This window comes from Sphingobacterium sp. Ag1, assembly GCF_000988325.1.
Lineage (GTDB): Bacteria > Bacteroidota > Bacteroidia > Sphingobacteriales > Sphingobacteriaceae > Sphingobacterium.
The window spans coordinates 812731-835325 of the sequence record NZ_LBGU01000044.1; the positions used below are offsets into that span (position 1 = coordinate 812731).

At 40.4% G+C, this 22595-nt stretch carries 24 protein-coding genes; 19 read left to right on the forward strand and 5 right to left on the reverse strand.

The features are described 5' to 3' along the window. The first annotated feature begins 4 nt into the window (after nt 1–4). The 6 genes from AAW12_RS24215 to AAW12_RS25905 all read left to right on the forward strand — a co-directional run bounded on the left by AAW12_RS24215 (nt 5) and on the right by AAW12_RS25905 (nt 5987). Nucleotides 5–1519 carry a RagB/SusD family nutrient uptake outer membrane protein gene (locus tag AAW12_RS24215; RefSeq protein WP_197084165.1) on the forward strand — a complete coding sequence of 505 codons (1515 nt, stop codon included), beginning with the start codon at nt 5–7 and terminating at the stop codon, nt 1517–1519. A gap of 24 nt (nt 1520–1543) precedes the next feature. After that, nucleotides 1544–2902, forward strand: a complete 1359-nt coding sequence (locus AAW12_RS24220) for a sulfatase (protein ID WP_046676177.1) — start codon at nt 1544–1546, stop codon at nt 2900–2902. Between the two features lie 10 nt (nt 2903–2912). Next, entirely contained in the window at nt 2913–4487 is a 1575-nt protein-coding gene (locus AAW12_RS24225) for a sulfatase (RefSeq protein ID WP_046676178.1), read from the forward strand. Between the two features lie 70 nt (nt 4488–4557). Beyond that, nucleotides 4558–4728 (forward strand): hypothetical protein, encoded by a 171-nt coding sequence (locus AAW12_RS26400; protein WP_156167763.1) that lies wholly within the window; start codon nt 4558–4560, stop codon nt 4726–4728. Beyond that, nucleotides 4718–5113 (forward strand): response regulator transcription factor, encoded by a 396-nt coding sequence (locus AAW12_RS24235; RefSeq protein ID WP_053003977.1) that lies wholly within the window; start codon nt 4718–4720, stop codon nt 5111–5113. The genes AAW12_RS26400 and AAW12_RS24235 overlap by 11 nt, the downstream gene beginning before the upstream one ends. After that, entirely contained in the window at nt 5100–5987 is an 888-nt protein-coding gene (locus AAW12_RS25905) for a helix-turn-helix domain-containing protein (RefSeq protein ID WP_053003978.1), read from the forward strand. The genes AAW12_RS24235 and AAW12_RS25905 overlap by 14 nt, the downstream gene beginning before the upstream one ends. Before the next feature lie 439 nt (nt 5988–6426). Here the strand turns inward: AAW12_RS25905 and AAW12_RS24245 are convergent, their stop codons facing one another. After that, nucleotides 6427–6882 (reverse strand): hypothetical protein, encoded by a 456-nt coding sequence (locus tag AAW12_RS24245; protein ID WP_046676180.1) that lies wholly within the window; start codon nt 6880–6882, stop codon nt 6427–6429. A 12-nt stretch (nt 6883–6894) separates the two neighbouring features. Further along, nucleotides 6895–7425 (reverse strand): hypothetical protein, encoded by a 531-nt coding sequence (locus AAW12_RS24250; RefSeq protein WP_046676181.1) that lies wholly within the window; start codon nt 7423–7425, stop codon nt 6895–6897. Between the two features lie 137 nt (nt 7426–7562). Here AAW12_RS24250 and AAW12_RS25910 point away from each other — a divergent pair, with 137 nt between their 5' ends. From AAW12_RS25910 to AAW12_RS25915, 4 genes are all read left to right on the forward strand, one after another. Then, on the forward strand, nt 7563–8132 hold the full coding sequence (locus AAW12_RS25910; protein WP_156167764.1) for a Crp/Fnr family transcriptional regulator: 570 nt from the start codon (nt 7563–7565) through the stop codon (nt 8130–8132). Nucleotides 8133–8206: 74 nt separating this feature from the next. Next, entirely contained in the window at nt 8207–8908 is a 702-nt protein-coding gene (locus tag AAW12_RS24260) for a CPBP family intramembrane glutamic endopeptidase (protein ID WP_197084166.1), read from the forward strand. Nucleotides 8909–8961: 53 nt separating this feature from the next. Beyond that, nucleotides 8962–9663 carry a hypothetical protein gene (locus tag AAW12_RS24265; RefSeq protein WP_046676182.1) on the forward strand — a complete coding sequence of 234 codons (702 nt, stop codon included), beginning with the start codon at nt 8962–8964 and terminating at the stop codon, nt 9661–9663. Nucleotides 9664–9730: 67 nt separating this feature from the next. After that, nucleotides 9731–10441, forward strand: coding sequence for an SMI1/KNR4 family protein (locus AAW12_RS25915; protein WP_053003980.1), 711 nt, complete (start codon nt 9731–9733; stop codon nt 10439–10441). 147 nt (nt 10442–10588) lie between these two features. Here AAW12_RS25915 and AAW12_RS24275 read toward each other — a convergent pair whose 3' ends face one another. Continuing rightward, a complete protein-coding gene (locus AAW12_RS24275) occupies nt 10589–10966 on the reverse strand; it encodes a hypothetical protein (RefSeq protein ID WP_046676183.1) in 378 nt (125 codons plus the stop codon). A gap of 323 nt (nt 10967–11289) precedes the next feature. Here AAW12_RS24275 and AAW12_RS24285 point away from each other — a divergent pair, with 323 nt between their 5' ends. Continuing rightward, on the forward strand, nt 11290–11742 hold the full coding sequence (locus tag AAW12_RS24285) for an Hsp20/alpha crystallin family protein (protein ID WP_046676185.1): 453 nt from the start codon (nt 11290–11292) through the stop codon (nt 11740–11742). 454 nt (nt 11743–12196) lie between these two features. Here the strand turns inward: AAW12_RS24285 and AAW12_RS24290 are convergent, their stop codons facing one another. Further along, nucleotides 12197–13297 (reverse strand): hypothetical protein, encoded by a 1101-nt coding sequence (locus AAW12_RS24290; protein WP_046676186.1) that lies wholly within the window; start codon nt 13295–13297, stop codon nt 12197–12199. Between the two features lie 392 nt (nt 13298–13689). Further along, complete coding sequence (locus AAW12_RS24295; protein WP_053003981.1) at nt 13690–15492, reverse strand: hypothetical protein; 1803 nt, start codon at nt 15490–15492, stop codon at nt 13690–13692. Nucleotides 15493–15724: 232 nt separating this feature from the next. Here AAW12_RS24295 and AAW12_RS24300 point away from each other — a divergent pair, with 232 nt between their 5' ends. The 8 genes from AAW12_RS24300 (at nt 15725) to AAW12_RS24335 (ending at nt 21897) form a co-directional block, all read left to right on the forward strand. Further along, entirely contained in the window at nt 15725–16069 is a 345-nt protein-coding gene (locus tag AAW12_RS24300) for a DUF4870 domain-containing protein (RefSeq protein ID WP_197084167.1), read from the forward strand. Nucleotides 16070–16081: 12 nt separating this feature from the next. After that, on the forward strand, nt 16082–16816 hold the full coding sequence (locus AAW12_RS24305) for a DKNYY domain-containing protein (protein WP_046676188.1): 735 nt from the start codon (nt 16082–16084) through the stop codon (nt 16814–16816). A 119-nt stretch (nt 16817–16935) separates the two neighbouring features. Further along, entirely contained in the window at nt 16936–17472 is a 537-nt protein-coding gene (locus AAW12_RS24310; RefSeq protein ID WP_197084168.1) for a hypothetical protein, read from the forward strand. Between the two features lie 493 nt (nt 17473–17965). Next, the gene (locus tag AAW12_RS24315) at nt 17966–18379 is read left to right on the forward strand and encodes a DUF3592 domain-containing protein (protein ID WP_197084169.1); all 414 of its coding nucleotides are present in this window, start codon (nt 17966–17968) and stop codon (nt 18377–18379) included. 11 nt (nt 18380–18390) lie between these two features. Next, the gene (locus AAW12_RS24320) at nt 18391–18927 is read left to right on the forward strand and encodes a hypothetical protein (RefSeq protein ID WP_046676191.1); all 537 of its coding nucleotides are present in this window, start codon (nt 18391–18393) and stop codon (nt 18925–18927) included. A 61-nt stretch (nt 18928–18988) separates the two neighbouring features. Beyond that, complete coding sequence (locus AAW12_RS24325) at nt 18989–19660, forward strand: hypothetical protein (protein ID WP_046676192.1); 672 nt, start codon at nt 18989–18991, stop codon at nt 19658–19660. Nucleotides 19661–19957: 297 nt separating this feature from the next. Next, nucleotides 19958–20173, forward strand: coding sequence for a hypothetical protein (locus AAW12_RS24330; protein WP_046676455.1), 216 nt, complete (start codon nt 19958–19960; stop codon nt 20171–20173). A gap of 752 nt (nt 20174–20925) precedes the next feature. Next, nucleotides 20926–21897, forward strand: coding sequence for a helix-turn-helix domain-containing protein (locus tag AAW12_RS24335; protein WP_046676193.1), 972 nt, complete (start codon nt 20926–20928; stop codon nt 21895–21897). The last annotated feature ends 698 nt before the right edge of the window (nt 21898–22595 follow it).

Consider the following 22595-nt stretch of genomic DNA (forward strand, 5'->3'; position numbering starts at 1 on the left):
ACGAATGAGAACGATAAAAATACTCCGACTTGCGTTATTGATGTCTTTCGCTGGGCTGTCTGCATGTGACAATAATCTTGATATAAATCCAGCTGATCAATATAGTGAAGCGACCTATTGGAAAAACAGTGATGAAGCGATGGCTGCACTGACGGGATGCTATCGTGTTCTGCTAGAGGGAGCAGGATCAAACTGGTTTTACGAAACGGACATGATCACACCAAACGGTTATGCATATAATGAAGCCAATGGTACCGATGCTATTGCCCGGGGTGTCCATAATGGATTGACAGCCTTGGTTACCAACAGGTGGCAGGTAGCCTATAAGGGGATAGGGAGAGCAAATACTTTTTTAGACAGGGTGCAATCCATTGAAATGGATGGAAATCTAAAGAAACGTGCTATAGGCGAAGCTAAATTTTTAAGGGCATTAAATTACTTTTATTTAACTGATGTGTTCGGTGGTGTCCCGCTAATTCTGGAGCAGCCCAATCTCGAAAAACAGGCCACATTGCCAAGGAATAGTAAAGCCGAAGTCGTTGAACAGATCTTAAAGGACTTAGCGGAAGCCGCCGAAAGCCTGCCCCTTAAATACGGTGGTGCGGATCTTGGCCGGGCAACCAAAGGAGCAGCTTTAACCCTACGTGCACGTGTTCTTTTATACAATGAGCGCTGGGCAGAAGCCTATGCAGATGCGCAAAAAGTGATGGACCTGAATACATATAAGTTATTTGACAGCTATAGAGGACTTTTTCTTTTAGAAAATGAGCTCAATTCCGAGGTTATATTCGATGTCGAATACCGTATGCCACGCTTCTTTAATAGCTTCGACTATGTCAGTTTTCAGCTTAACCGACCGGCCCCGACAAAAGACCTTATCGATGCTTATCTCATGGATGACGGAAAGCCGTGGAATCAATCTGGACAATATGATGCCGCAAAACCTTATGAACATCGGGATCCCCGTCTGCTGCAGACCATAAACTGTATCGGATATCGATACAATGGGCAGATCACCCAAGCCAGTCAGGTTGTTAATACGGGATTTGGATTAAAAAAATACACATCCTATAAAGATGATACCAATATCCCTTTAATTGGCAATAATGGATCGGAACTGAATCCAATTCTGATTCGGTATGCAGAAGCACTTTTAATTTTCGCCGAAGCCCGAAATGAAGCAAGCGGACCAGATGCAAAAGTGTATGATGCCTTAAATCAGCTCCGTCAGCGGAAATCTGTGAATATGCCGAAAGTAGAAGAGGGTTTGAATAAAGAAGAAATGCGTAATGTTATTAGGAGGGAGCGCCGTGTTGAACTAGCTTTTGAAGGAATTTATTATTCAGATATCAGACGTTGGAAAACTGCAGAGACGGCCAATAATCAGCCTGTTCTCAATTATAAAGGCGAGGTTGTCAGCCGCAGGACCTTTGATAAAAACAGGGATTACTTATGGCCGATTCCAGCCGATCAGGTACAATTGAACCCGGCATTGGAACAGAATCCGAACTGGCATTAATCCATAATCAAAATAGATATACACATGAACTATAAATTGCTCTTAATAGGCCTTATTGGCACCCTATCTTTTTCAAAGCTCAGTGCACAGGCAAAAGATAAACGTCCAAATGTCATCGTGATTTATGCAGATGACCAAGGCTGGACAGACTTGAATTCTTATGGCGGTAAAGACCTTTACACACCCGTACTGGACAGCTTGGGTGCCAGCGGGGTGCGTTTTACCCAGTTTTACTCCGCTTCGCCCATCTGCTCACCTTCCAGGGCGTCGATGCTGACCGGGCGTTATCCACAGCGCGCAGGTTTGCAGGAAATGGCATCCTCGGACGAAGGGGTGGCAGGCATGACAAATGACCAGTATACGATGGGTGAATTGTTTAGGGACGCCGGATATAAAACAGCCCATATCGGTAAATGGCATATTGGCTATACCAAAGAAACGATGCCCAATGCACAAGGTTTTGATTATTCGTATGGTTTTATGGGCGGATGTATAGATAATTATTCCCATTTTTTCTATTGGGACGGACCCAATAGACATGACCTCTGGAAAAATGGTGAAGAGATCCATGAGGATGGGGTCTATTTCCCTAATCTCATGGTTCGGGAGACGAATACCTTTATGCAGGCCAATAGAAATAATCCTTTTTTCATCTATTTTGCCATCAATATCCCACATTATCCCTTGCAGGGAGAGGAAAAATGGCTGAAATACTATAAGGAAAAAGGAGTGGCATCGCCCAGGGACAAGTATGCCGCCTTTATTTCTACTATGGATGAGAAGATCGGCCTGGTACTCCATAGGCTAAAGGAACTCGGACTTGACGAAAATACGATTGTCATTTTTCAGCCCGATCAGGGTTTTTCTGAGGAAACCCGGACCTTTGGGGCCGGCGGTACGGCAGGCAATCTTCGGGGTGCAAAATTCAGCTTATTTGAAGCTGGTACACGCGTCCCAGCTATTATCAGCTGGCCAAAAGGAATAAAAGGCAATCAGGTGCGCGATCAGTTTGCCTCGAATATTGATTGGTATCCCACATTGGCCGAATACTGCGGTATTAAGTTGCCCAACCGTAAATTGGACGGTAAGAGCTTAACCGGTATCATTAAGGATAACGATGCACCCGCACAGCATCAAGTATTCTATTGGCGTCAAGGTGGTACCAAAGACAAACCGCAATGGGCCGTTAGAAAAGGCGACTGGAAACTTCTTCGGTATCCAATGTTTGCCAAAGCAGAGGAACTTGACGGACAGGGATTCTTTCTCGCCAATCTAAAAGAAGATGTCTCGGAAAAGCGAAATTTTGCAAAAGATAATCCTGTTGTTGTACAGGAGTTAAGGAAGCTCTACGAAAAATGGATCCAAGAGGTGCATAATCAATAAACTTATACCTATGAAAACGCCGTTAAATATATTGAGCTTATTATATTGCATTTTGGCAGGAGCAGTGCCCTTGTTGGGGCAGGCACAAAAAAGCAACCTGCATCAACGTCCAAATATCGTTTTCATCCTGACGGATGATTTCACAGCACAGGCCTGGGGCGTATATGGTGGTATTTTCAGAGATATCATCAAAAATCCGAACATTGAACAAATGGCACGGGAAGGTGCATTACTCAATAATGTGTTTTGCACCAACTCGATCTGCACGCCCAGCCGCGCCACGATCTTAACGGGACAATATAGCAACAAAAACCAGGTTTATACCCTAGAGGATGCCCTGGACCCCGAAAAAGAAAACATCGCCAAAGATCTCCAAAAGGCAGGTTATCAGACGGCTATTTTCGGAAAATGGCATCTCAAGAAAATGCCGAGCGGATTCGACGATTTTGAGGTACTGCCCGGCCATGGGCAGTACCATAATCCGAGTTATCTATCCAAAGATAATTGGAATGATGATGAAAAGCCGGGTAAGTCTTATGAGGGATACGTCGACGATATCACCACAGCAATGAGCCTTGAGTGGATAAAAAAACGCGATATTGATCGACCTTTTTTTCTGATGTGCCATTTTAAGGCGACCCATGAGCCATTTGATTTTGCAGATCGGTTTAAGGATTACTATAAGGATGTGGAGTTTCCTTATCCACCCACCTTTTTGGATTCAGGGGCGAGGACAACCGGGCGATCGTTTGATGGGCAGCCATTGGAAGAACTCGGACATCGCTATGAGCAGGCTTCTACGGGATCATTTTGGACCACGTATCCTGAACTTCCCTTTTCTACGGAAGGATTAAATGCTTTGGATGCACGTAAAAAGATCTACCAAAAATTTATTAAGGATTATTTACGTTGCGTGGCAGGTATTGATGATAACCTTGGCAAGATTTTACGTTACCTTAAATCCGCCAACCTGGATGAAAATACTGTTGTTATTTTGACCTCAGATCAAGGTTACTTTTTAGGAGAGCATAATTTTATGGATAAACGCCTCATGTATGAAGAATCGTTGCGGATGCCCTTTGTTATTCGTTATCCAAGGGAAATTCAGGGAAACAGCACAGTCCATGATATGGTCTTGAATATTGACTTTGCAGCACTCTTTGCCGACTATGCGGGCATCAAAAAGCCGGCGTATATACAGGGTAAAAGCTTTCGCAGCAACCTCTTGGGATCTGCTCCCAGGGGATGGCGCAGCGCAATGTATTATCGGTATTGGCAACATGCTCCCAAGCGTCCAGCGCATTTCGGTGTGCGTGATGAGCGTTATAAGTTGATTTATTTCTATGGTCAACCCCTGGAAATGACGGGAACTGATAAAAAGCCAACTGATCCCGCATGGGAATTCTATGATCTGCAGCGGGATCCCAGGGAAACGCATAATGCCATTCATGATAAGCAGTACAGCGACGAAATTGTTCGATTAAAGAAAAAATTAGCTAGGCTAAAAGCGGAAGCGGAAGATGACGATCAGAAGAGATCGGAGTTTCAGCACATGCTCATTAAAGAAAACTTGTCGGCGCATTAGTAATTGTTGGGTCTTTAGATTAATTGAAATTTAATAAAGCTTGTGCATATTCTATATGCTAAATAACCAAATGATTAAGAATAGATTATCACCTAAACTCGAATACCAGGCACCTGTAATCGCGGTTATTGAGGTGGAGATGGAAAACGGTTTCGGCCCCACTGATTTTGTCCGGCGGGACGATGCCGATCAGGAAGTCCCTTTACTTGACACTTTGTCACAGGAAGAAGATGGGAAATAATCCCCGTAGAAAAATAAAGATTGCGTTTGTGGATGACAGTCTTTTCCAGAGAAACCTGGCCGAGCTTATGGTCGGCAACAGCAGGGAATTTGAGCTCATTTTAAATTGCAGCAATGGTGTGGAACTGATGGCGAAATTGGGGGAAATGGCCGACCTGCCCGAGGTGTGTCTTGTGGATCTCCATATGCCTATGATGGATTGTCAGCAGACCGCCTTGCATCTTCGGGACGAATTTCCTTCAATCAAACTTTTTGGATATACGACAACAGAGGATATCGATGAGCTTGAGAATTTCAAGGCTAGTGGCACTCTTTTCATATTCAATAAAACCAACCTTAAGATGGTTTTGGAAGATATTAAATTTTGGCTTGATGATGAAAACTGAAGGACTGCTTGATATCGGTCGGGATGATCCTAATAGCAGATATATGGACGGAAGCGGGCTTGAATTTGAAATTGTAGCATTGGGGGATCTGCAGTCCGGTAGATTCCCACCCTGGTACAAAGGCCAAGATCTGTTTAATATCCTGGTAACTTTTACTGAAATTCAGCTTATCCTCGAAAATGAAAGTTTTGCTGTTATGGATAGTTCTATGGTGTTTATTGGTCCGGCAAAAAATTTTGTAGTTAGCTGTCCGAGCTTGCTGTCTGGCTATTTAATTAGATTTACCGCGAGATTCTATGAGCGATCAAGGATAGATACAGTCCTGATAAATTCTGAGCTTTTCTTCGATTGCGGGCGGATTCTAACAGTAGTTAGAAGCCCGAGAAAACCGGAGGTGCTGAGGCAGCAGGTGATTGAACACACACGGGTTTATATGTCCAGAAAGGACCCGATGGCCTCGCTGCTTGTTCATAATTTTATTGAATCACTTATACTTGATGGAGTCTGGAACAAAGAGGTTGATCGAAGATATTATTTAGAGCAGGGGTTCACGGCGCAGGGAATTGTCAACCGTTTTTCTGTTCTTGTTCACAAGCATTATAAACGACATCATGAGGTCAGGTATTATGCAGCTAAACTGAATATTACCCCGAGAAAACTGTCCGGTCTATGCATGGCCGTTTGGAACAAAACAGCAAAAAATGTGATAACCGACATTGTTTTGAAAGAGGCGTTGCGTTACATCAGTAATACCGATATGTCCATTTCACAGATCTCTTATGAAATGGGGTTTTCCGATGAATCCAATTTTCGTCATTTTGTCAAGAAACACTTGGGGATTAGCCCGGTACAATATCGTAAAGGAGGTTTTTAGATCCTGAGAACCTGATCGTGAAATTATTGTTAATTTAACATGTCGCGTTTAATTTTGTCCGGTCCATCTGAATTGACCCCCATGATGCTGACATGTTCTATCGGTTTAAATTTTAGGAGCTATAGAGATGGCTGCAATATGAATGGTCAGTCGGAAAAATTTAGTGAATTGGCCTAAAAAAAATACTGGAACGAATCCCTTCGTTCCAGCGGTCCATTAATATTATCTTAAATAACAACCCAAAAAAGTTGTTATCCAAAGGTAAGTAGCAAGCAAAGGGAAAAGTAGGTTGATAAAAGCAAAAAATAGGTGAAGAACTGCATTTTTTTGGTAGAATGTCAATTAGATAACTCGTGATTGAATGGGTGGGGCGCTCAGTTTCTTATACAAGTATCACAGATTATATAAACGGAAGATAGCAATGCATTGCACATAGTGTTTATTCTTCGTTTTTTATAATCATTTCAGTTGCTTGACCGCTACACATATTGGTCAGCAATAATTTATTTATAGTTAGTGGACTGACTTTAATGCTGACCATATGACGCTGCTCAAAGCCATTTTCATTTTTTGAAATGCCTTCAAAGACGATGAGAACAGCATTGTAGTCTGTCTCATGATTACCAAATGAACCGGCAGCATGAAACTGTGAAATGTCACGTACCCCACCGGTTAGCTCTTTGGGCAGAACCAATTTTTGCTCGCCCAGAAATACTTCAAAATACTGAAATTTTCCGGCAGGATAGTTATTTTCGGTGGTATGGTAGATTTTCCAGTGGTAGATCTTATTATCTGTCAGCAAAGTTCTTGTGATCTTTCGGGAACAGGAGTTAAAGATCATTATTGCGATTATGACCAACAAGGCTATACCAATAAAAATCAATGTTGTTTTCATTTTCACTATTGGTTATTCTTCAGTACTGTATTCCCCCTCAAATTCCAGGAAATCTTCATGTAGCCCGGCAATAGGCCTCCCTATGGTATCCGCTTCACGATCCTGACTGACCAGTAGCCAGCTATCTTTGCTCTCATAATCCGGATTCCCCTCATCAAAGATACCGATCATATTATATAACATGCCTTTGCCATAAGCAGTAAGGAACTGTTTTAACCTTTTAGCACCGATAGCTTCCGACATCTCTTCGAAGATCTCAGTCGCATCCCGATTAAATTCAATGGCAGCGTCAGCATTTCCTTCGACATCTGTAGCAGACTGGTACATACCTTTTATTATCATAAAACGGGCCCATTGTGGGATACCTTCCTGGAATTCACTCCATGCCCAGCTCAAAGGCTTTGTTGCTCCGGCTAGTTCCATACGGGAAACCAGTGCTTCCAACTGCTGCTTTTGGTCTTCATCCAGTTTGGCAAATTCAAAATGATAACGTTTCTGTTCCCTTTCGTCAAGTTTTGCTAGACATCTGTTGATTGCTTCCATATTTTATTTTAATTTGTTTTGGATAGGATATTGTTAATCACTAAAATACTATTTTTTCTGATATCTATACCATCTTATATATGTTTGTATATTTGAAAATACAAGACCTATTAACACCAATTAAACGAACTGATACTATGACAGCAGGTATACTCAAACAAATCTTTGATCCTTTTATCAACTTGGATATCCAGGTTTGGAATAACTTTGAAAAATTGGGGGAGATCAAAGAGTATCCAAAAGACAGTATCATAAAAGAGGTAAACACAACTGAGAAATATTTAAATATCATAATCAAAGGGAGTGGAGGGAACCTGATCTGGAACAAGAACAACTTTGTCTGTATAGATATGGCTTTTGAGAATGATTTTATAAATGACTATATGTCCTTTACATTACAGAAGCCAACACCGATCGAAGTAAGGCTTTTCGAAGATTCCACCCTATTCCGTTTATCTCACGCCAATTTCCAACAAACATTTAATAGCGGAAACTATGGGGAAAAGATCACGAGGCTCTGTGCAGAAAGTTCTTTTATTTTAAAACAACAGCAACAGATCGATCTTTTGCTCAAATCAGCGAAAGAAAGATATATGGAACTCGTTGACACAAAAAAGGGTATTGAACGAATCCCTCTAAAATATCTGGCTTCCTATCTGGGGATCACCCCGCAGAGCCTAAGTCGACTGCGGTCCCAAAAAATCTAAGAATTACCATATGGTAACTTCACTCATATGGTCCCTGTTTACTTTTGTATCGCAAACCCATTAAATACGAAAAGATGCAACAGAATACAATTACTTCCAAAATGCCCCTGAACAAAATTTTTGCGGTACTTATAGGCTTCCCCGTGATATCAACCCTGATTTCCTTGCTGTTATTAAATCGCAGAGTAATAACAAGTTTAGGCCTTGATTTTTTCAATACCTTTTGGATCATTATTACGGTTTGGTACCTGGTTCAGCTATTCTTGGTTTCAAAAATTTTAAAATCGGAAGGTTGGGGCTGGCAGGAAATCGGGTTTACCTTATCGAAGAAGAAAACGATTTATTTTACCGTCGGATATCTGCTGTTTGCATTTGCACTCTTAATCATGATCGAAATGGCGCTGAGTCATGGGAATGTAGACCTTCAGAAGTTAAATGCCATTTCTTCTCTGACGCCCAAAACGACAACGGCAAGGATAATATTTATTCTGATGGGTTTAGTTGCTGGAATATCAGAAGAAATTGTCTACAGGGGATTTGCAATAAAGGCACTGGCAAGCAACCATCTAAATAAATGGATATCTGTTTTAATAGCGGCCGTTCCTTTCATTTTCCAGCACGGCTTAAAATCAATTGATCAGATTTGGTGGTTTCTGTCGTGGGGTATTACATTCGGAATTTTATTTATCTTGCTAAAGAAACTGAATATTTTGATTGTCGTACATTGGCTGGTTATCTTGTCTGCTATGGTTGCTGTTTTGCAGGCCGTCAATTGAAAACGATATTTAATACAGTTTCTGACAAATTGTTATCGAAAGTTGAGATCATTATGGATTACTTACAGAAAATAAGAAGATTGTACAACTTACCTAAGGAGGAGAATTTTGGATTTATTGAAAGTGAAATCTTAGCGCTTGAAATGAGATTGCAAGTGAAATTGCCCCAAGAACTCAAAAACTATTATCGGGCTTTCGGAAAAAACGAAAAGGTCAACTATTCCTACAATAAGCTTTTAAAACCCGAAAAAGAAAGTGGTTTTTCAATGGACGGGTATCTAATGATCTTTGAAGAAAATCAAATGGTCGTTTCCTGGGGTATAAAAGAAGATGATTTAAGTTTGGATAATCCCCCGGTTTGGGGAAATTCTGGCACCGAGGAAGATCCGGAATGGTATTTAGAAACCAACAGCTTAGCAGATTTCTTTTTATTGATGGCTGTCTATAATGGTACTTTAGGAGGACTGAAATATAATGCGATCTCTCTGGAAAGTGTTGATCCGAGAACTGTACAACTGATCAGGGAAACCATGACACCGGTGGCTGAAATTTCTTATGAAAAACAAAAAGTATATACGGACGATTTTTATGAGGTCGTAAGTCTTTCATTTGAAGACGATGACAAATGTTCTGCTGTTTTTATCGGAACAAGTGACCAAAGCCGTTTTGATAAAATCCTAGATAGGATAGAAGCTGACTGGTCATACACGTCATATGAGGATGAAGAACAAGGTGATGAATGGGAAGAAAAATAAAAACTGCTGGCTGGTCCGAGAAGAACTGAAACGGTATCATAATTGATAACAATCCTACGAGCAAGATATGAAGACAATCCCATTACCGGTCGAACGGTTTATAACAAAGCAGCATGTATGCGGCAATATGTACCTCCCTTTTCATTACCCAAAAATTGATGAACTGGAAAGTTGGCAGAGCGGGTTCAGGTTTCATGGAATAACGGAGGAAAACCTAACAGGAGTTGCAGTAGGACAATGGCAGCCAGGTTGGTATGTCGTGGCATTGAATGGTCTTGATGATCCTTTCTTTGTTGATTTTACAGAAGGAAACGAAGGTTTTCCGGTATACTATGCTCCCCATGGCGCAGGGAAATGGGAGGCAGTAAAAATAGCGGATAGTCTGGTAGCCTTTTCTGATCTCTTGGATAAGATTGCAGAATTTCAAAATGACATTGAATTACTTGTCGATTGGCTTACCAAGGAAATTGAGCCGGATAACCTTTTTTGGGAAGAAGTCATTGAGGTCCTGAGTCAGGAGAATGAAAATGAACCCGTTTCTGAACAAATTGTTCCAGCAGCCTGGACACCCGGAAAATTATTGTTGACCAGTGTCGGTTCAAATAAAATTAGGGTGCTGAGTTATCTTCGAGGTTTAATGGAGCTTTCATTGCCTGAGGCCCTTGAACTATCGCACTCATTACCCGTGGTGATTGACGAAGATTATGAGCTCCGCTTGCGGCCGATCATGAATGACCTGAAAGGTTTGGGAGCTGAGGTTATCTTCGTAAGTGAATAAGTATAAGATTCACTTAGGCTTATTCGACAAAGATCCGTTTCGACAAAGATCGGTGGGATAAAATAATCTTGCTATTATTCTATTTTATACATTTTTTTTAGCCGTGGCTTTAGTTCCTTAAAGATGGTATAAAGTAGTCTAAACCCTTTAGACTGAAATCAGGTGTTCTGTTAACAAGTTAAGATTTTCAATAACAACCGACCAGTACTTTTTGGATACTTCACGTTGACTTTCATTTTTTAAATGATCTACATGAATTGAAATTGTGGTCTTATCCTTATTTTTAGAAGGAATAAATCTGATCTGTAAATGGGCATTTTCTTCAAAATTTTTGTGTTTCCATTTAGTTCGGATATGTGAATATTCTTTAAAAGTCGAAAAGTTTTGGTCAACACCTTCAGTCCAGTAGCCTAATCCCCTGTCTGAAAAAAAGACTTCCCAAAGTCTTTCAATGTTCGTTGGCACAGTTTTTCTGATTCCAAATTGCCAGCCTGCATCTTTTGTTAGTCCAATGTAATTTGCCATATTTAATTATAATAATGAACTGGAATGCGGATTTAAACTTAAAGTTTTTTTTTAATTTCAGCAAAAGCTCGTACCGGAAATGTTATGACACTTTTAAATTTTGGTGGCGCAGCGATAAATGGTAAGCTCCCAGCCGATAATTTATATCGTTTCCTAAAATAGGTCCAGTCCCAGTTTAAAGCGAGAAATCTGAAAATTTGACAGCCGGTATGAAAAAATTTCATCTTTCTGCAAATGGCATTTTTTTTGTTTTAGATATCGTACAGCTGGCCAGCTGGAGTGTTAGTAAATTGATTGTTAAACTTATTTAAAAGGAGATTACAATGAATAATCTAATGAGAAGAAACGGAAATAGCAATGTAGGCTTTTCCAGCATCTTTGATGATTTTTTCGGTCGTGAACTTTTTAACTGGGGCAATAACAATTACTCATCCACCAGTACGACCGTACCTTCTGTAAATATTAAGGAAACTGGAGACGCCTATGAGGTGCAGGTTGCAGCACCTGGTATGGACAAAAATGATTTTCAGATCAAGCTCGATGGTAACCTGCTTACCATATCATCCATGAAGGAAGATAACAGAGAAACTAAAGAAGATAACTTTACCAGACGGGAATTTAGTTATCAATCTTTCCAGCGAAGTTTCGAGCTTCCAAAAGATGTTGTGGATCAGGATAACATTAATGCAAAATATGATAATGGACTGCTTATGTTGACCATTCCTAAAAAAGAAGATGCAAAGCAGAAACCTCCTAAAATGATCGAGATATCATAAGAAAAACAATAGTGAAAATGGCTACCTAGGTAGCCATTTTTTTTGAACTAAGTCATACTGAACAATTATTTAATCGGCATTCTGCAATTTGAATAGTTTTAAAAGGTCTTGCAAATGCCGCCATACATTTTACCAAAACACAATTTTTGACATTTAATCAGATCAAGCGCTGAAATTTCTTATGAAAAACAAAAAGTATATACAGACGATTTTTATGAGGTCGTAAGTCTTTCATTTGAAGACGATGATAAATGTTATGCTGTTTTTATCGGAACAAGTGACCAAAGCCGTTTTGCTAAAATCCTAGACAGAATAGAAGCTGACTGGTCATACACGTCATATGAGGATGAAGAAGAAGATGATGAATGGGAAGATAAATAAGACGAGTAAAAATGAACCTTTTAAATAGAAAGTGGTTTTTGGGAGGACTTCTACCTTATATGGAAAACTTTGCTCAATATCTTTCAACAACAAAGAGACCGTTCGGCGTATAGTGGCTACCAGGTGCAGTACTGAAATATTCCTGTCCGTTTTTCCATATCCATAGTGTTCTACTTTTTCCACTTTTTCTCCATCCGGTTGCAAAAATATTCCCTTTTAGCACTTTCATGTCCGAAAGCTCAGCATCTATCGAAGGATCGGAATTGATATTCCAATTCAGTGATACCGCATTTCTCCATACCGTTGGCTGGTTATTTAGGGTTCCGCCTATGAGCACATTACCTGCTTCCGTTGTTATTGCCTGACCATAATTCACTGGCTGCTCAGGTTGTGATGGTAGTATGGACTGTTTTCCGTTTTTCCAATACTGGGCGCTCTGTCCAATTCCGTCAAAACCCGTACCGACAACATATATGTCGCTGCCAAGAACAGTGATCTGATTAGGGACGATATTTTCGCTATTCTTATTTTCCAGCACAGTTGGAGTACCATTCTTCCAGTATGTTCCCCGGGTTCCTATTTCGTCATTTATTTCATATCCGGTCACATAGAGGTCATTGCCGCGTACATATATGTCATACAGTCTGGCTATATTGCTTCCGTCCGTCACATTGATGACCTTTCCATTTTTCCAAACGCAAGCAACCCAATTTCCCCCGGCTTTTTGATGTCTCCCGGCTACATAAACATCTTTATCGGAAACGAATACAGCCCTAGCCTCGGACTTTAACGTGGCTGTGGGCATTTCCAGATTTTGGATTATACCATTTTTCCATAGCACGGCACTCTTAGGGTGGTATTGCCAAGTTAAATCGGAGTTTATAAATCCTACAACGTAGACATTCCCATCCGAAACAAAAATATCGTTGGCGGTAGCAGATACGTTTCCGCTATATGCAAGCATGATTTCCTTTCCGTCCTTAAGATAGAATGGCCTGTTTACCCCATTCACCTTTTTTATTCCTGTTACGTAAACGTTGACCTCGATAGGCTCAGGCTGAATATCCTCGATCGGCTCACTATCCTTGCCACAGGCCATCAATAAAATAAAACTACTGCTGATCAATAGCAGTTTCAGGAAAAGCGTATTTTCTCCAATAGTTAATTTCTTCATATGTTACTTTAAAAAATGATCGGCTGACTTTCCAGCCTGTGGGGTAAAGGTAGTCAAACTTTATACTGTTATTCTATCTACAAATTGTCTACACGTTCCCCAAATTGCTTGAGAACGGAGTATCGAAATAATTATTAATCACGCTCAGCATAGGTAGAGTTGCAAGAAAAAGAAGAATAAAACAAGTTTTATTTAATTGAAGGTTAAACAGATCTTCAAGTGCCAATTAGAAAATAAAATGGGTAGCTGTATGTTGGAAGCTTGATTTGAGCGCAATTCTGGAATTATAAAAAAAAACTCCTATTTGATAGGCTAGTGATAATTTCAATATTATTAGATAGCTTAATCGTTAATTTTTTCGATTAAGATACTGTAAAAAAGCCTTCATCTTATTATCCTCTCAAAAATTCTTCCAGATCTGTATCCTTATCCAGACCGAATTTCTGTTTCAGGCGATATCTAAACATTCTGACGCTCTGGGCCTCCACATGCATGACCTGCGCAATTTGTTTGGTATTCATCTGCAGGTGAATGTAGGCACAGTATTTTAAATCGAGCGGAGTGAGCTTCTTCACAGCTTTGGCTGAAAGCTGACTGAAAAAATCGGGGTGTAGCAGTTGGATCTGATTGATAACATCCTGAAAATCGGCACTGATCAGCTTTTCCTCTTTTAGGAGCTTTTTTATAGGGGCGGCGTCACCCTCATTCAGCTGGGTTTTGATCTGCTGCAACATATCGTTTTTATGTTCGATCATTAAGCTGCTAGCCAATGCTTCTTTTTCAAGCCGCTTGCTCTTGAGTTCCAACAATTCCTGCTCGGCTCGCAAACGTGCCTGTTCTTCCTTTTCCAGCTGGAGCTGCATTGCAGTCTGTTTTTCGCCATCGCGCTTTTCCTGTTGAAGCTTCCGTTCACGTTCGATGGAATAACGCAATCTAAAGTGATAGGAGCGGAACATAAAACCCAGCCCGAGCAGCAGTGCAAGGGCAATTCCACCGTAAAGGTAATTTTGTCGTTTCCGAAATTCAGCTTTCTGATCGAGCAAGAGCAATTGCTGGTTTTTCTTTTCGGTCTCATACTGGACCTCCAACTTTTGTACATTAAATAACTGCTGCTGATCGAAGGTTTTTTTCAGCAGCTGCTCCGCTGTCTGCTGGTAGTTGAGCGCCGTTTTCAGATCATTCTTTTTGGTCGCAATTTCAGCGAGGTGCTTAAATACCGTATATTCTGCTTTATAAAAGGTATTTTCGTCCTGTTTGATCTGGGTGATAGACTGCAACAAATACTGTTCTGCAAGTGACAGGTTGTTTTCCAGTAAAGCAAAATCACTCTTTATCCCATAGACATTAACCCAGTAATCTGCGGCAGCATTATGCTTTTTTAGCTCAGTTTCTGCCAGAGCCAAATAATGGAATGCCTGTTTTTTTCGTTCGTGCAGCGGTGCATTTGAAAACTCAAAGTAAAAATTTGCCAAGTTGATGCAGGTGATCACAAAACTATTCGGACTGATGCTACTTGGAGCTTGCTGGTAGCGGCCGAATGATTTTTGGAGGTAATGGAAGCTACTGTCCAGCAGTGATCTTTGCTTCTGCTTTTCATACCGGGCCTGAAACATGCTAGAGAGCCCATTATAGACATTCACCAGCGAATTGTTATTATCGGCTTTTCGTGCATAATGCTCGCATTGACGAATGTAATGGTTCATTTTCTCATATTCGTTCCAACGGCTGTATACCCCATACAGCAGGTAATTCAGGGCGTATTGATTTTGTGGATCTTTTTCGCTTTTCTCAAGGAGCTGCAATCCTTTCAGGGCACTTTTTACGACCTGATCGGGTAAACCCAGTTGCCGGTTCAGTGCGGCCTCGGCACGGTAAGCCATGGCTTTTGCTTCGTTTGTCATTCCCTGCTGGGCGAATTTCTCGCTATTGTCCAGACTTCTCTTACTCAACAACAGGCTGTCGAGTGTACCGTAGATCAGGCTTTGCTGGGCGTAGAAATAGGCCATTTCATCGGCCGTATTTTTCTTGTTTTCGATTGTTTTTTCGAGGAGTGCCAGCGCTTCCTTTGCCCGATTGTTGATCCGGAGGTTTTCCAATTTACGTAATGTCTGCTGCGCAGCTGGGTTTAACTGTGCTTCTGCAAAGCAAGGTTTCGAAAGGATCAAGATCAGGAGAAAGAAGTTCTTCAAATACATATGATATATAAACAACAAACGTGCGGCGTAGCAAATTTAATATTTAATTCCGTAATGATTTTTATACTGATGCTAATCTTAGCTTGTTATAATATGTTGTTTGTCAGGTTTGTATGGGTTTTGTAGATGTTTTGTATATACCATTTTTTTGGTCAGTAGATGTTTTGTCGGCACCTTAGGATAGATTTTTGATTCAGATTCTGACATATTTGCTTAAACAAAAAAATGAAACATGATGAACCCGAAAGTACAATCTATTCTTAGCTATATCGGCATCTTATGGCTAGCCGCTTATTTCGGCGGAAAATCGCAGCGAAATGATTTCAGTAGCTATCACCTCAAGCAGGGGTTGGGGCTTCTCCTTTTTTCTTTTCTTTTTGGCGTGATCGTCCAAATCGTCTCCATTGTGTCCGCCCCCCTTGCAGGAACATTAGCTTATGCTGGTATCTTTTTTTTTATTGTAATGGTCATTGGTATCATCAATGCGGCCAATGACGTGAAAAAGCCATTGCCTCTGGTCGGCGAATTATTTGATAAGCAATTTCCATTTTTGGATAAGGAAAACAATACGGACTAAAACAAGCAAATCATGGGTAGGAAGGATCTAGGAAATGGTTTTGTGGTCATAGACAATAACTATATCTTGCATTTCGACATCGAGGTGTACCGAAAGTTTTATTCCTGTATAGATTTTCCGAGCTTTGAAATCATTCAAAGCAACGGTTCTACTTTTCATTACTTAAAGGATAAAAACCATGTTTACCTGGAAAGTTATAACAATAGGTTCTGTATACTGCCCGATGCGGATCCTGCGGATTTTCAGATCCTTGATTTTGAAAACGGTATGGCAACATCGGGTGGCAAAGATTATGTTTTTGAGCACAAGCTAGTCTACCGCCTTGCTGATGTCAGGGAGCTGCCCGGGATCTATCAGCTCGTAGGCGATGTGATCTATAGTGCGTATTTTAAAAAAGTCGAAGATGCCGATGCTGCGTCTTTTGAAGTGCTCCACGGAGATCGTGTCAGCAATGTGGCGAAAGACAGCAAGCATGTCTATTTTCGTGATGAAATCGTACGCGATGCGGATGCGGACAGTTTTAGCATTATAGCGGAATGCGTGGACGGAAGATATTACCGGGAATGTGATCATACCTTTTACGCTACGGACAAACGGTGGGCATTTTACATTAACAGTATCGCAAAATCCATTAAAACCATCAAAACAAAAAATGTAAAGCTATTCCGATTTGAAGTGCGGGATGAGCTGGGGTATGCATTTGATGGGGAATACAGCTATTTATATGGAAAAAGAGCTCGGCAGTAAATGGTCGCCATCATTAGCTCTTTGCGGTATGAAATTGAAGGGAGTTCAAAAAATAGGAGCGGAAAGGCTGAATTGGTCGAGGCAAACAAATCAACTGAAATATGTCGGTAAAGAAAATTATGGGAATAATCATCACAATAGGATTGGTGGCCATGCTGGCCTTCGGATTTTTTCTGTATGCCACCATCAAGACTAAGTCTACGCGTATCAGCCAATATCCACCGTTTAAGCAGTGGGCGGGCAAAACGGTCATACTGGATAAACAGACGGTGCTAATCAGTGAAAAGGTTAAACTGTACCCAGAAAATGGTTATCCCTATCTGCTTTTGGACAGTCTGCATCCGGATTGGCCCTATATTGAAGAACGTATTCAGCTGGGTGACTATGCACTGGTGGAAAGGTTTCCGGCGGGTACTAGCTTTCACATCGAGAAAGCCGTCCAGTTTACTGGTGGTGTCTCGGGCAGTTCGACACCATTTGTTTTTGGCAAGATCCAACATGGAGGTAAAAGGTACGGGACGGCCTATCAGTGGGGGACTATGGATATAGCGAAATTTATGGATAAGGTGGAGGCGAGCTGGTATTTTCATCAGGCTCCATGGCAACCAAAAGCAGATACCGTATTTTACGCGCTACCTGAGGCTCGGTGGTGGTAACTTAAAATCAAAACGCGAGGAAGTCCCGAACGATAAAAGCTATACGGATTTATGAAAATGACATTCATCATGGTCACAGAATGGGGCTTCCGAAAGAACTGGGCATGCTTGTTCTTCCGAGCAGCGAAACAGTTTTGCGCAACGGGTTGCTTGCAAGCTGAGCGAATAGCAGGTCGCTTTTGGTGCTCTTTGAGCATTATATCCACCTTACCACTGTATTGCGTGAAGGTAAAATCGCGGTGTCGGGAAGGAAAGCTGATATACGAATTCGGTATGTTGATGTGGGGCAAGATTTTAAAAGATTAAAGGCTTTATCCGGCCTGAAAAAGAGAGTTTTATTACTGAAACAATGTTCCGTGCCTTAAAGTAGATTAACGCTAGTGAAAATTTAGAACAATTAGAAATGGTTGAAAAGCTTATCAATATATGGGGCATGGAATCACTATTCACTATAAATAAAAAGGAAACCAAACTTCAACTCTAAAAAATGAAAATGGCAACAGCAATTCATATGATACTGCTCATTATTGGACTGGCACTCCTTATGCTAAGTATCGTCTCTTTTAGCCGCGCAAGAAGACTGATGGCCACTGGTTCGCGCGTACAGGCGACCGTCGTCGAAAATATTCCCTCTCGTGGCAGTGATGGTGGTACCATGTACACGCCTCTGATGGAATATAGCATCGATGGTAGTGTAAGAAGTTTTTCGCCTACAGCTAGTGCCAATCCGCCGGCTTATGCCGTCGGTGAAAAAATAAGTCTGATCTATGATCCGAATAATAGCAACGATATACGAATCCGCTCTTATTGGGGGGTGTATTTGGCCAGCAATATCTTATTGGCTATGGCCTTGCCGATGGTCTTGATCAGCGTTGGTTATTTTCTATTTAAAGCAGGAATCATTTAACAAACAATCTTATGGAACTAAATACGCTTTATATTCGGGTACAAATCACAAAGAAAAATTTAGCTACGTTCTTTTTGGCGAAGCCCAGCCCCGAAGAGCCTGATGAAAATTGGCGAGAATGGTGGCACAGCCGCGAAATGTATAGTAAAACAGCATTGGAAACTATCCCTGCGTATGCGAAGCAATCCTACCGTGATGTTGTTGATGAACTGCTCCATGACCGCTTTTTCGCAGCAGCGGAGCATTACGACGAGGACAAACAATGCTGGACTTTTATGGCTCTCAATTTTAGTGAAAACTATCATGAAATATTACCTATGCTCGCTTTTATAAAGCAGCTTGCCAAATTTTCTGAAGAGGGACATGCTTTAATTTATAATTGGATGTGGGGTGGTGAATCTGTGATGGCCTTTGTCCAAATTCAGTATGGACAGGCATTACTTCATCCGTTTACCAAGTCTGCACAGATCGCTCCTGATATACTAGCGGATATAGATAACTATTTGCAGGTCGTCGCCGATAATCGCTATAGTAAGCAAAGTGATTAACGTCCTTTCTGGAAAGTGTGTCATCTAATCCCAACATAAAATAACTATAAACTCTAAACTTATGTTTTTCCTACTCCAACAATATGAAGTAACGCGTTTTGCCGCCGGCCATTTGCAAAATCCTCTGGCAGCAGAACAGGCCATGGTTCTGGTGTTCTTGCGAACTAAGATGCACTTGGCGGTATGTACAGTAAATTCTAAAAAAGAGGCTGGCGAATTTAGGGATCTACCTACCGGAGCGGTTATCCCAAGGCGTCTGTGGACAGCCGAAATGAAGGTTTTTTATCAGGAAAAGAGCAGTGAAGTCCCTAGGCCACCCTTTGTGTTCAAGATGACCATTTTGGGTTGGATGGCCTCGCTGCTGGTTGTAGCCGTATTGTGCATGATCGTTTACGATGGCGTGAAGCCGCCGCTGGCAAAGCGGTCCGAAACAATCGCCATGGAACAGAAGCCTGCTGTAGGTGATATCTTTTTTGGCCATTTCGAAGCACCGCAGGGGGCTGACGACCGCCTGGGCTTTGGTTGGTTCAAGGTCCTAAAAGTGGAGGGTGACACCTATTACATTGCTAAATCCAAGATCATGAGCAAGATCAGCAAGCCCAAAGAGCAATTGGACAACAGTGCTTTTGAATCGGAAGGTGTTCCTGTTAAAATAACGGAGCAGGCTGGTTATCTCATCAATTTAAAATCTGCGGATCAGGGTCTGGAAATTTATTTTACTGATAAAAAGTAGTGAAAGCGAAGTAGTCAACTACGTTAAACGAATTACGTTATTAAGATATAGAATAAAGTATTTTCGTCAACCTCCCAACTTCAGGCAATTCATGAATTGCCTGAAGTTGGAATAAAACATCGAGTTTATATGCCGATGAGGGCAACGAAAAAGCAATCTAAATGACATTCGAAACCTACGCTAAAAAACAACTTGCTTTTTTTGTAAATTAGAGCTTTGCACGTTATTCATTTCAATTTAAAACACAAACAGCAGGTAAAAGAATGAAAGTCAGATTAAAAAAGTGTAAATGATCAAATGATAGAAATTCCTAAGGGAGAAATAGAACTCCGGGATGACCGAACCAAACAAAAATGGACTGTTGATGTTGAAGCCTTTTTGCTTTCAAAATTCGCCGTAGCACAAGAACTCTATTTTAACATCACAGGAGAAGCAACAAGTACTTTTAATGGGGCTAAACGACCAGTTGAAACGGTTACATGGAAGGAAGCAGTGATTTTCTCTGTTAATTGACTCTATTTTGCAATGCAAGGATGAGCGGGTAGAGCCATTTAATAAAAGGGGGGCGACCTAGAAGGCGCAGTTTTTTTAATAAGATGGGAAGTTTGCATCTTTCGCAAAAAATATTAATTGTAGCTTACACGATCGCTTTCACTCTTTGATGACCGGTTCAGAAGTATCCGGAGATGACTTAAGACGATTGGTAAATTGCCTTCAGGTACAATAATTTATACTGCGAAAAACGGGGACAAAATGCTTCCCAATGTTGCGGCTCGTATTTTTGGTATCCGCCTAAGTCGCGTACTATAGATTTGTCGAAATAATGAGATCGTGATTATATATTCTAAACCGCGTTCGCAGGAGAATTGATTCTTCGAAGACAAATGCTACAAAAGCGTCACCTGATCAAGTGACGTTTTTTATAGATTCAATTGTTGTATTTTGTCGCAAAGTTGCGATTTCAGTTTTCAGATCATTCCAGACCGGTCTTATTTATTCCTTAAATTTCTTACCTGTACTGGGCTTTGTAGCTGTGTAGCTACAAATAAAACAAGTGTTCTACAAACCCGCATAAACCTGCATTTTGTTTTTCTATTTTAGTTTCCGATTTCGACGGCAACCTCGAATTCGAAAACTATGGAAGTATGTTTCTAACCTTTTTAACGATATTGGTCTTAATAAGTTCGCTCTACTTTTTCTTTTTGAACCTGTCAAAAAGAAAAAGAAGGATAAATGCCTATTTGCTCGTGTTTTTAATATTGGCTATGTTGCACCAGACATCTATTTTGATGGTGAATTATCTGTTTACGGACGAATTATATCTTGTCCTATCACTTCCTTTTGGTTTACTTTATGGTCCAGCAATATTATTACTAATTGGTGGTTTAAAGAGGGATCGTTCATTGAAAAAATCAGTCGTTCATTTCTTGCCCTTTCTATTTGGACTACTGCTTTTTTTAATAGTTGGAACCAGACGTTCTATTTTATTTGATTTTGAAGTAGAGAATTCTTTATCTGTACATTTTTTCAGCTTGCTGCATTTTTTCGGTTATGTTACCTACATTGTGTTCAGGGACGATATGAAGGTTGCCAATTATATACTTGGGCTATTGAAAAAAAATAGCTATAAAGTATATATATATGCGACATTGTTTATGTTTTTGATCGCGGAGCTTTTTGTTATGGTCGAACTGCGGAGCAGGTCGGAAATCCATGAGCTTTTTGTTCAGACATTTTACTTGGCATTTTTTTCGTTACTAGTAAAATTATATCTCATATCCCATCGAATAATAAATATCGATAGGGGGTATATAGGGGAAAGCCGGATAGAAAATGAATTTCCAGGAGTTCAGATAAATTGTGAGGTCGAATTTTCACGTATTTCAAACTTAAGAGAGAGGGAATTATCGTACAAACGTAGGCTGGAATGGTTTATTGAAGACAGGGTTTATCTGGATACAGAACTTAACAAAGAAAAATTCTGTAAACAAATCGGTATTCCTATGAATGATGTCTCTCCATTTTTAAAAAAGGAATTCGGTAAGGGCTTTAATAGTTTTATCAATCAGCTTCGGGTAAATTATGCTGCCCAGCAGCTCGCAGCCTCTCAACTCACGTCAACTGTTGACGATCTAAGTTTTGTGTGTGGCTTTAATTCCCGCGCTTCCTTTTATAGAAGTTTTCAGTTTGAATTTGGCTGCACTCCCATTCAGTATGGTAAGAGATGTCTCGCTTAAATCGGGGGGGGGGCTAATCCTATTGCTAAAGTATCCTACAATTTTTGGACATCTATTTCATAAAAATAATATCTCCTGACCACATTTGTCGCTTTTTCGAGCTTTTCTCCATATTTATTAACAGCGTTTTTCTTCGCGTAGTTCATTTGTAAGCTTCTCTATGCTACATCGGAAATATAATTAGGTGTTTTTTTCTAATGTGTTAGTCCAATTGTTGCCTATCCCATATTCAATAACATTTGCAAAGAACTTTTCATAAGATCAACATCAGTCTTTTTTATGTAAGAAAGCTGCAGGTCGCTCCACCGACATTTTTTAGGACGTTTATGTAAATTCCGCAGCCTATCAGTTTGTCACATTACGTTAATTTCGTGTTTTATATTGAATATCCATATTTCAGGTAGCTCAGAAATATAATTGTTTTGTTTTCTTATGGGAAGATTTGGTCTGTATCAAACAGATCTAGTGAGCAAAGAATTTGATCGGATATATTTTTGCCGTATTTATTGATTTTACGGGTAAAACGTTAGGAGATCGTTGGAATTTTATGTTCCTGAAAACGAGTTTGCGATTCCATATTTATCGGGTCTTCAGGTGCTGTCTTTTTTTCAACTTAATTGAAAATTTTTGCTAAAAAAAGTTTTTAAATGGTTGAAAATCTGTCTTTTTAAAGATTTCGTTTTATACGTTGTAATATT

What these genes read in the sequence shown, in the direction of transcription:
- AAW12_RS24215 (WP_197084165.1), top strand. Translation starts at nt 5, where the DNA reads ATGAGAACGATAAAAATACTCCGACTTGCGTTATTGATGTCTTTCGCT.
- AAW12_RS24220 (WP_046676177.1), top strand. Translation starts at nt 1,544, where the DNA reads ATGAACTATAAATTGCTCTTAATAGGCCTTATTGGCACCCTATCTTTT.
- AAW12_RS24225 (WP_046676178.1), top strand. Translation starts at nt 2,913, where the DNA reads ATGAAAACGCCGTTAAATATATTGAGCTTATTATATTGCATTTTGGCA.
- AAW12_RS26400 (WP_156167763.1), top strand. Translation starts at nt 4,558, where the DNA reads ATGATTAAGAATAGATTATCACCTAAACTCGAATACCAGGCACCTGTA.
- AAW12_RS24235 (WP_053003977.1), top strand. Translation starts at nt 4,718, where the DNA reads ATGGGAAATAATCCCCGTAGAAAAATAAAGATTGCGTTTGTGGATGAC.
- AAW12_RS25905 (WP_053003978.1), top strand. Translation starts at nt 5,100, where the DNA reads ATGATGAAAACTGAAGGACTGCTTGATATCGGTCGGGATGATCCTAAT.
- AAW12_RS24245 (WP_046676180.1), bottom strand. Translation starts at nt 6,882, where the DNA reads ATGAAAACAACATTGATTTTTATTGGTATAGCCTTGTTGGTCATAATC.
- AAW12_RS24250 (WP_046676181.1), bottom strand. Translation starts at nt 7,425, where the DNA reads ATGGAAGCAATCAACAGATGTCTAGCAAAACTTGACGAAAGGGAACAG.
- AAW12_RS25910 (WP_156167764.1), top strand. Translation starts at nt 7,563, where the DNA reads ATGACAGCAGGTATACTCAAACAAATCTTTGATCCTTTTATCAACTTG.
- AAW12_RS24260 (WP_197084166.1), top strand. Translation starts at nt 8,207, where the DNA reads ATGCAACAGAATACAATTACTTCCAAAATGCCCCTGAACAAAATTTTT.
- AAW12_RS24265 (WP_046676182.1), top strand. Translation starts at nt 8,962, where the DNA reads ATGGATTACTTACAGAAAATAAGAAGATTGTACAACTTACCTAAGGAG.
- AAW12_RS25915 (WP_053003980.1), top strand. Translation starts at nt 9,731, where the DNA reads ATGAAGACAATCCCATTACCGGTCGAACGGTTTATAACAAAGCAGCAT.
- AAW12_RS24275 (WP_046676183.1), bottom strand. Translation starts at nt 10,966, where the DNA reads ATGGCAAATTACATTGGACTAACAAAAGATGCAGGCTGGCAATTTGGA.
- AAW12_RS24285 (WP_046676185.1), top strand. Translation starts at nt 11,290, where the DNA reads ATGAATAATCTAATGAGAAGAAACGGAAATAGCAATGTAGGCTTTTCC.
- AAW12_RS24290 (WP_046676186.1), bottom strand. Translation starts at nt 13,297, where the DNA reads ATGAAGAAATTAACTATTGGAGAAAATACGCTTTTCCTGAAACTGCTA.
- AAW12_RS24295 (WP_053003981.1), bottom strand. Translation starts at nt 15,492, where the DNA reads ATGTATTTGAAGAACTTCTTTCTCCTGATCTTGATCCTTTCGAAACCT.
- AAW12_RS24300 (WP_197084167.1), top strand. Translation starts at nt 15,725, where the DNA reads ATGATGAACCCGAAAGTACAATCTATTCTTAGCTATATCGGCATCTTA.
- AAW12_RS24305 (WP_046676188.1), top strand. Translation starts at nt 16,082, where the DNA reads ATGGGTAGGAAGGATCTAGGAAATGGTTTTGTGGTCATAGACAATAAC.
- AAW12_RS24310 (WP_197084168.1), top strand. Translation starts at nt 16,936, where the DNA reads ATGGGAATAATCATCACAATAGGATTGGTGGCCATGCTGGCCTTCGGA.
- AAW12_RS24315 (WP_197084169.1), top strand. Translation starts at nt 17,966, where the DNA reads ATGGCAACAGCAATTCATATGATACTGCTCATTATTGGACTGGCACTC.
- AAW12_RS24320 (WP_046676191.1), top strand. Translation starts at nt 18,391, where the DNA reads ATGGAACTAAATACGCTTTATATTCGGGTACAAATCACAAAGAAAAAT.
- AAW12_RS24325 (WP_046676192.1), top strand. Translation starts at nt 18,989, where the DNA reads ATGTTTTTCCTACTCCAACAATATGAAGTAACGCGTTTTGCCGCCGGC.
- AAW12_RS24330 (WP_046676455.1), top strand. Translation starts at nt 19,958, where the DNA reads ATGATAGAAATTCCTAAGGGAGAAATAGAACTCCGGGATGACCGAACC.
- AAW12_RS24335 (WP_046676193.1), top strand. Translation starts at nt 20,926, where the DNA reads ATGTTGCACCAGACATCTATTTTGATGGTGAATTATCTGTTTACGGAC.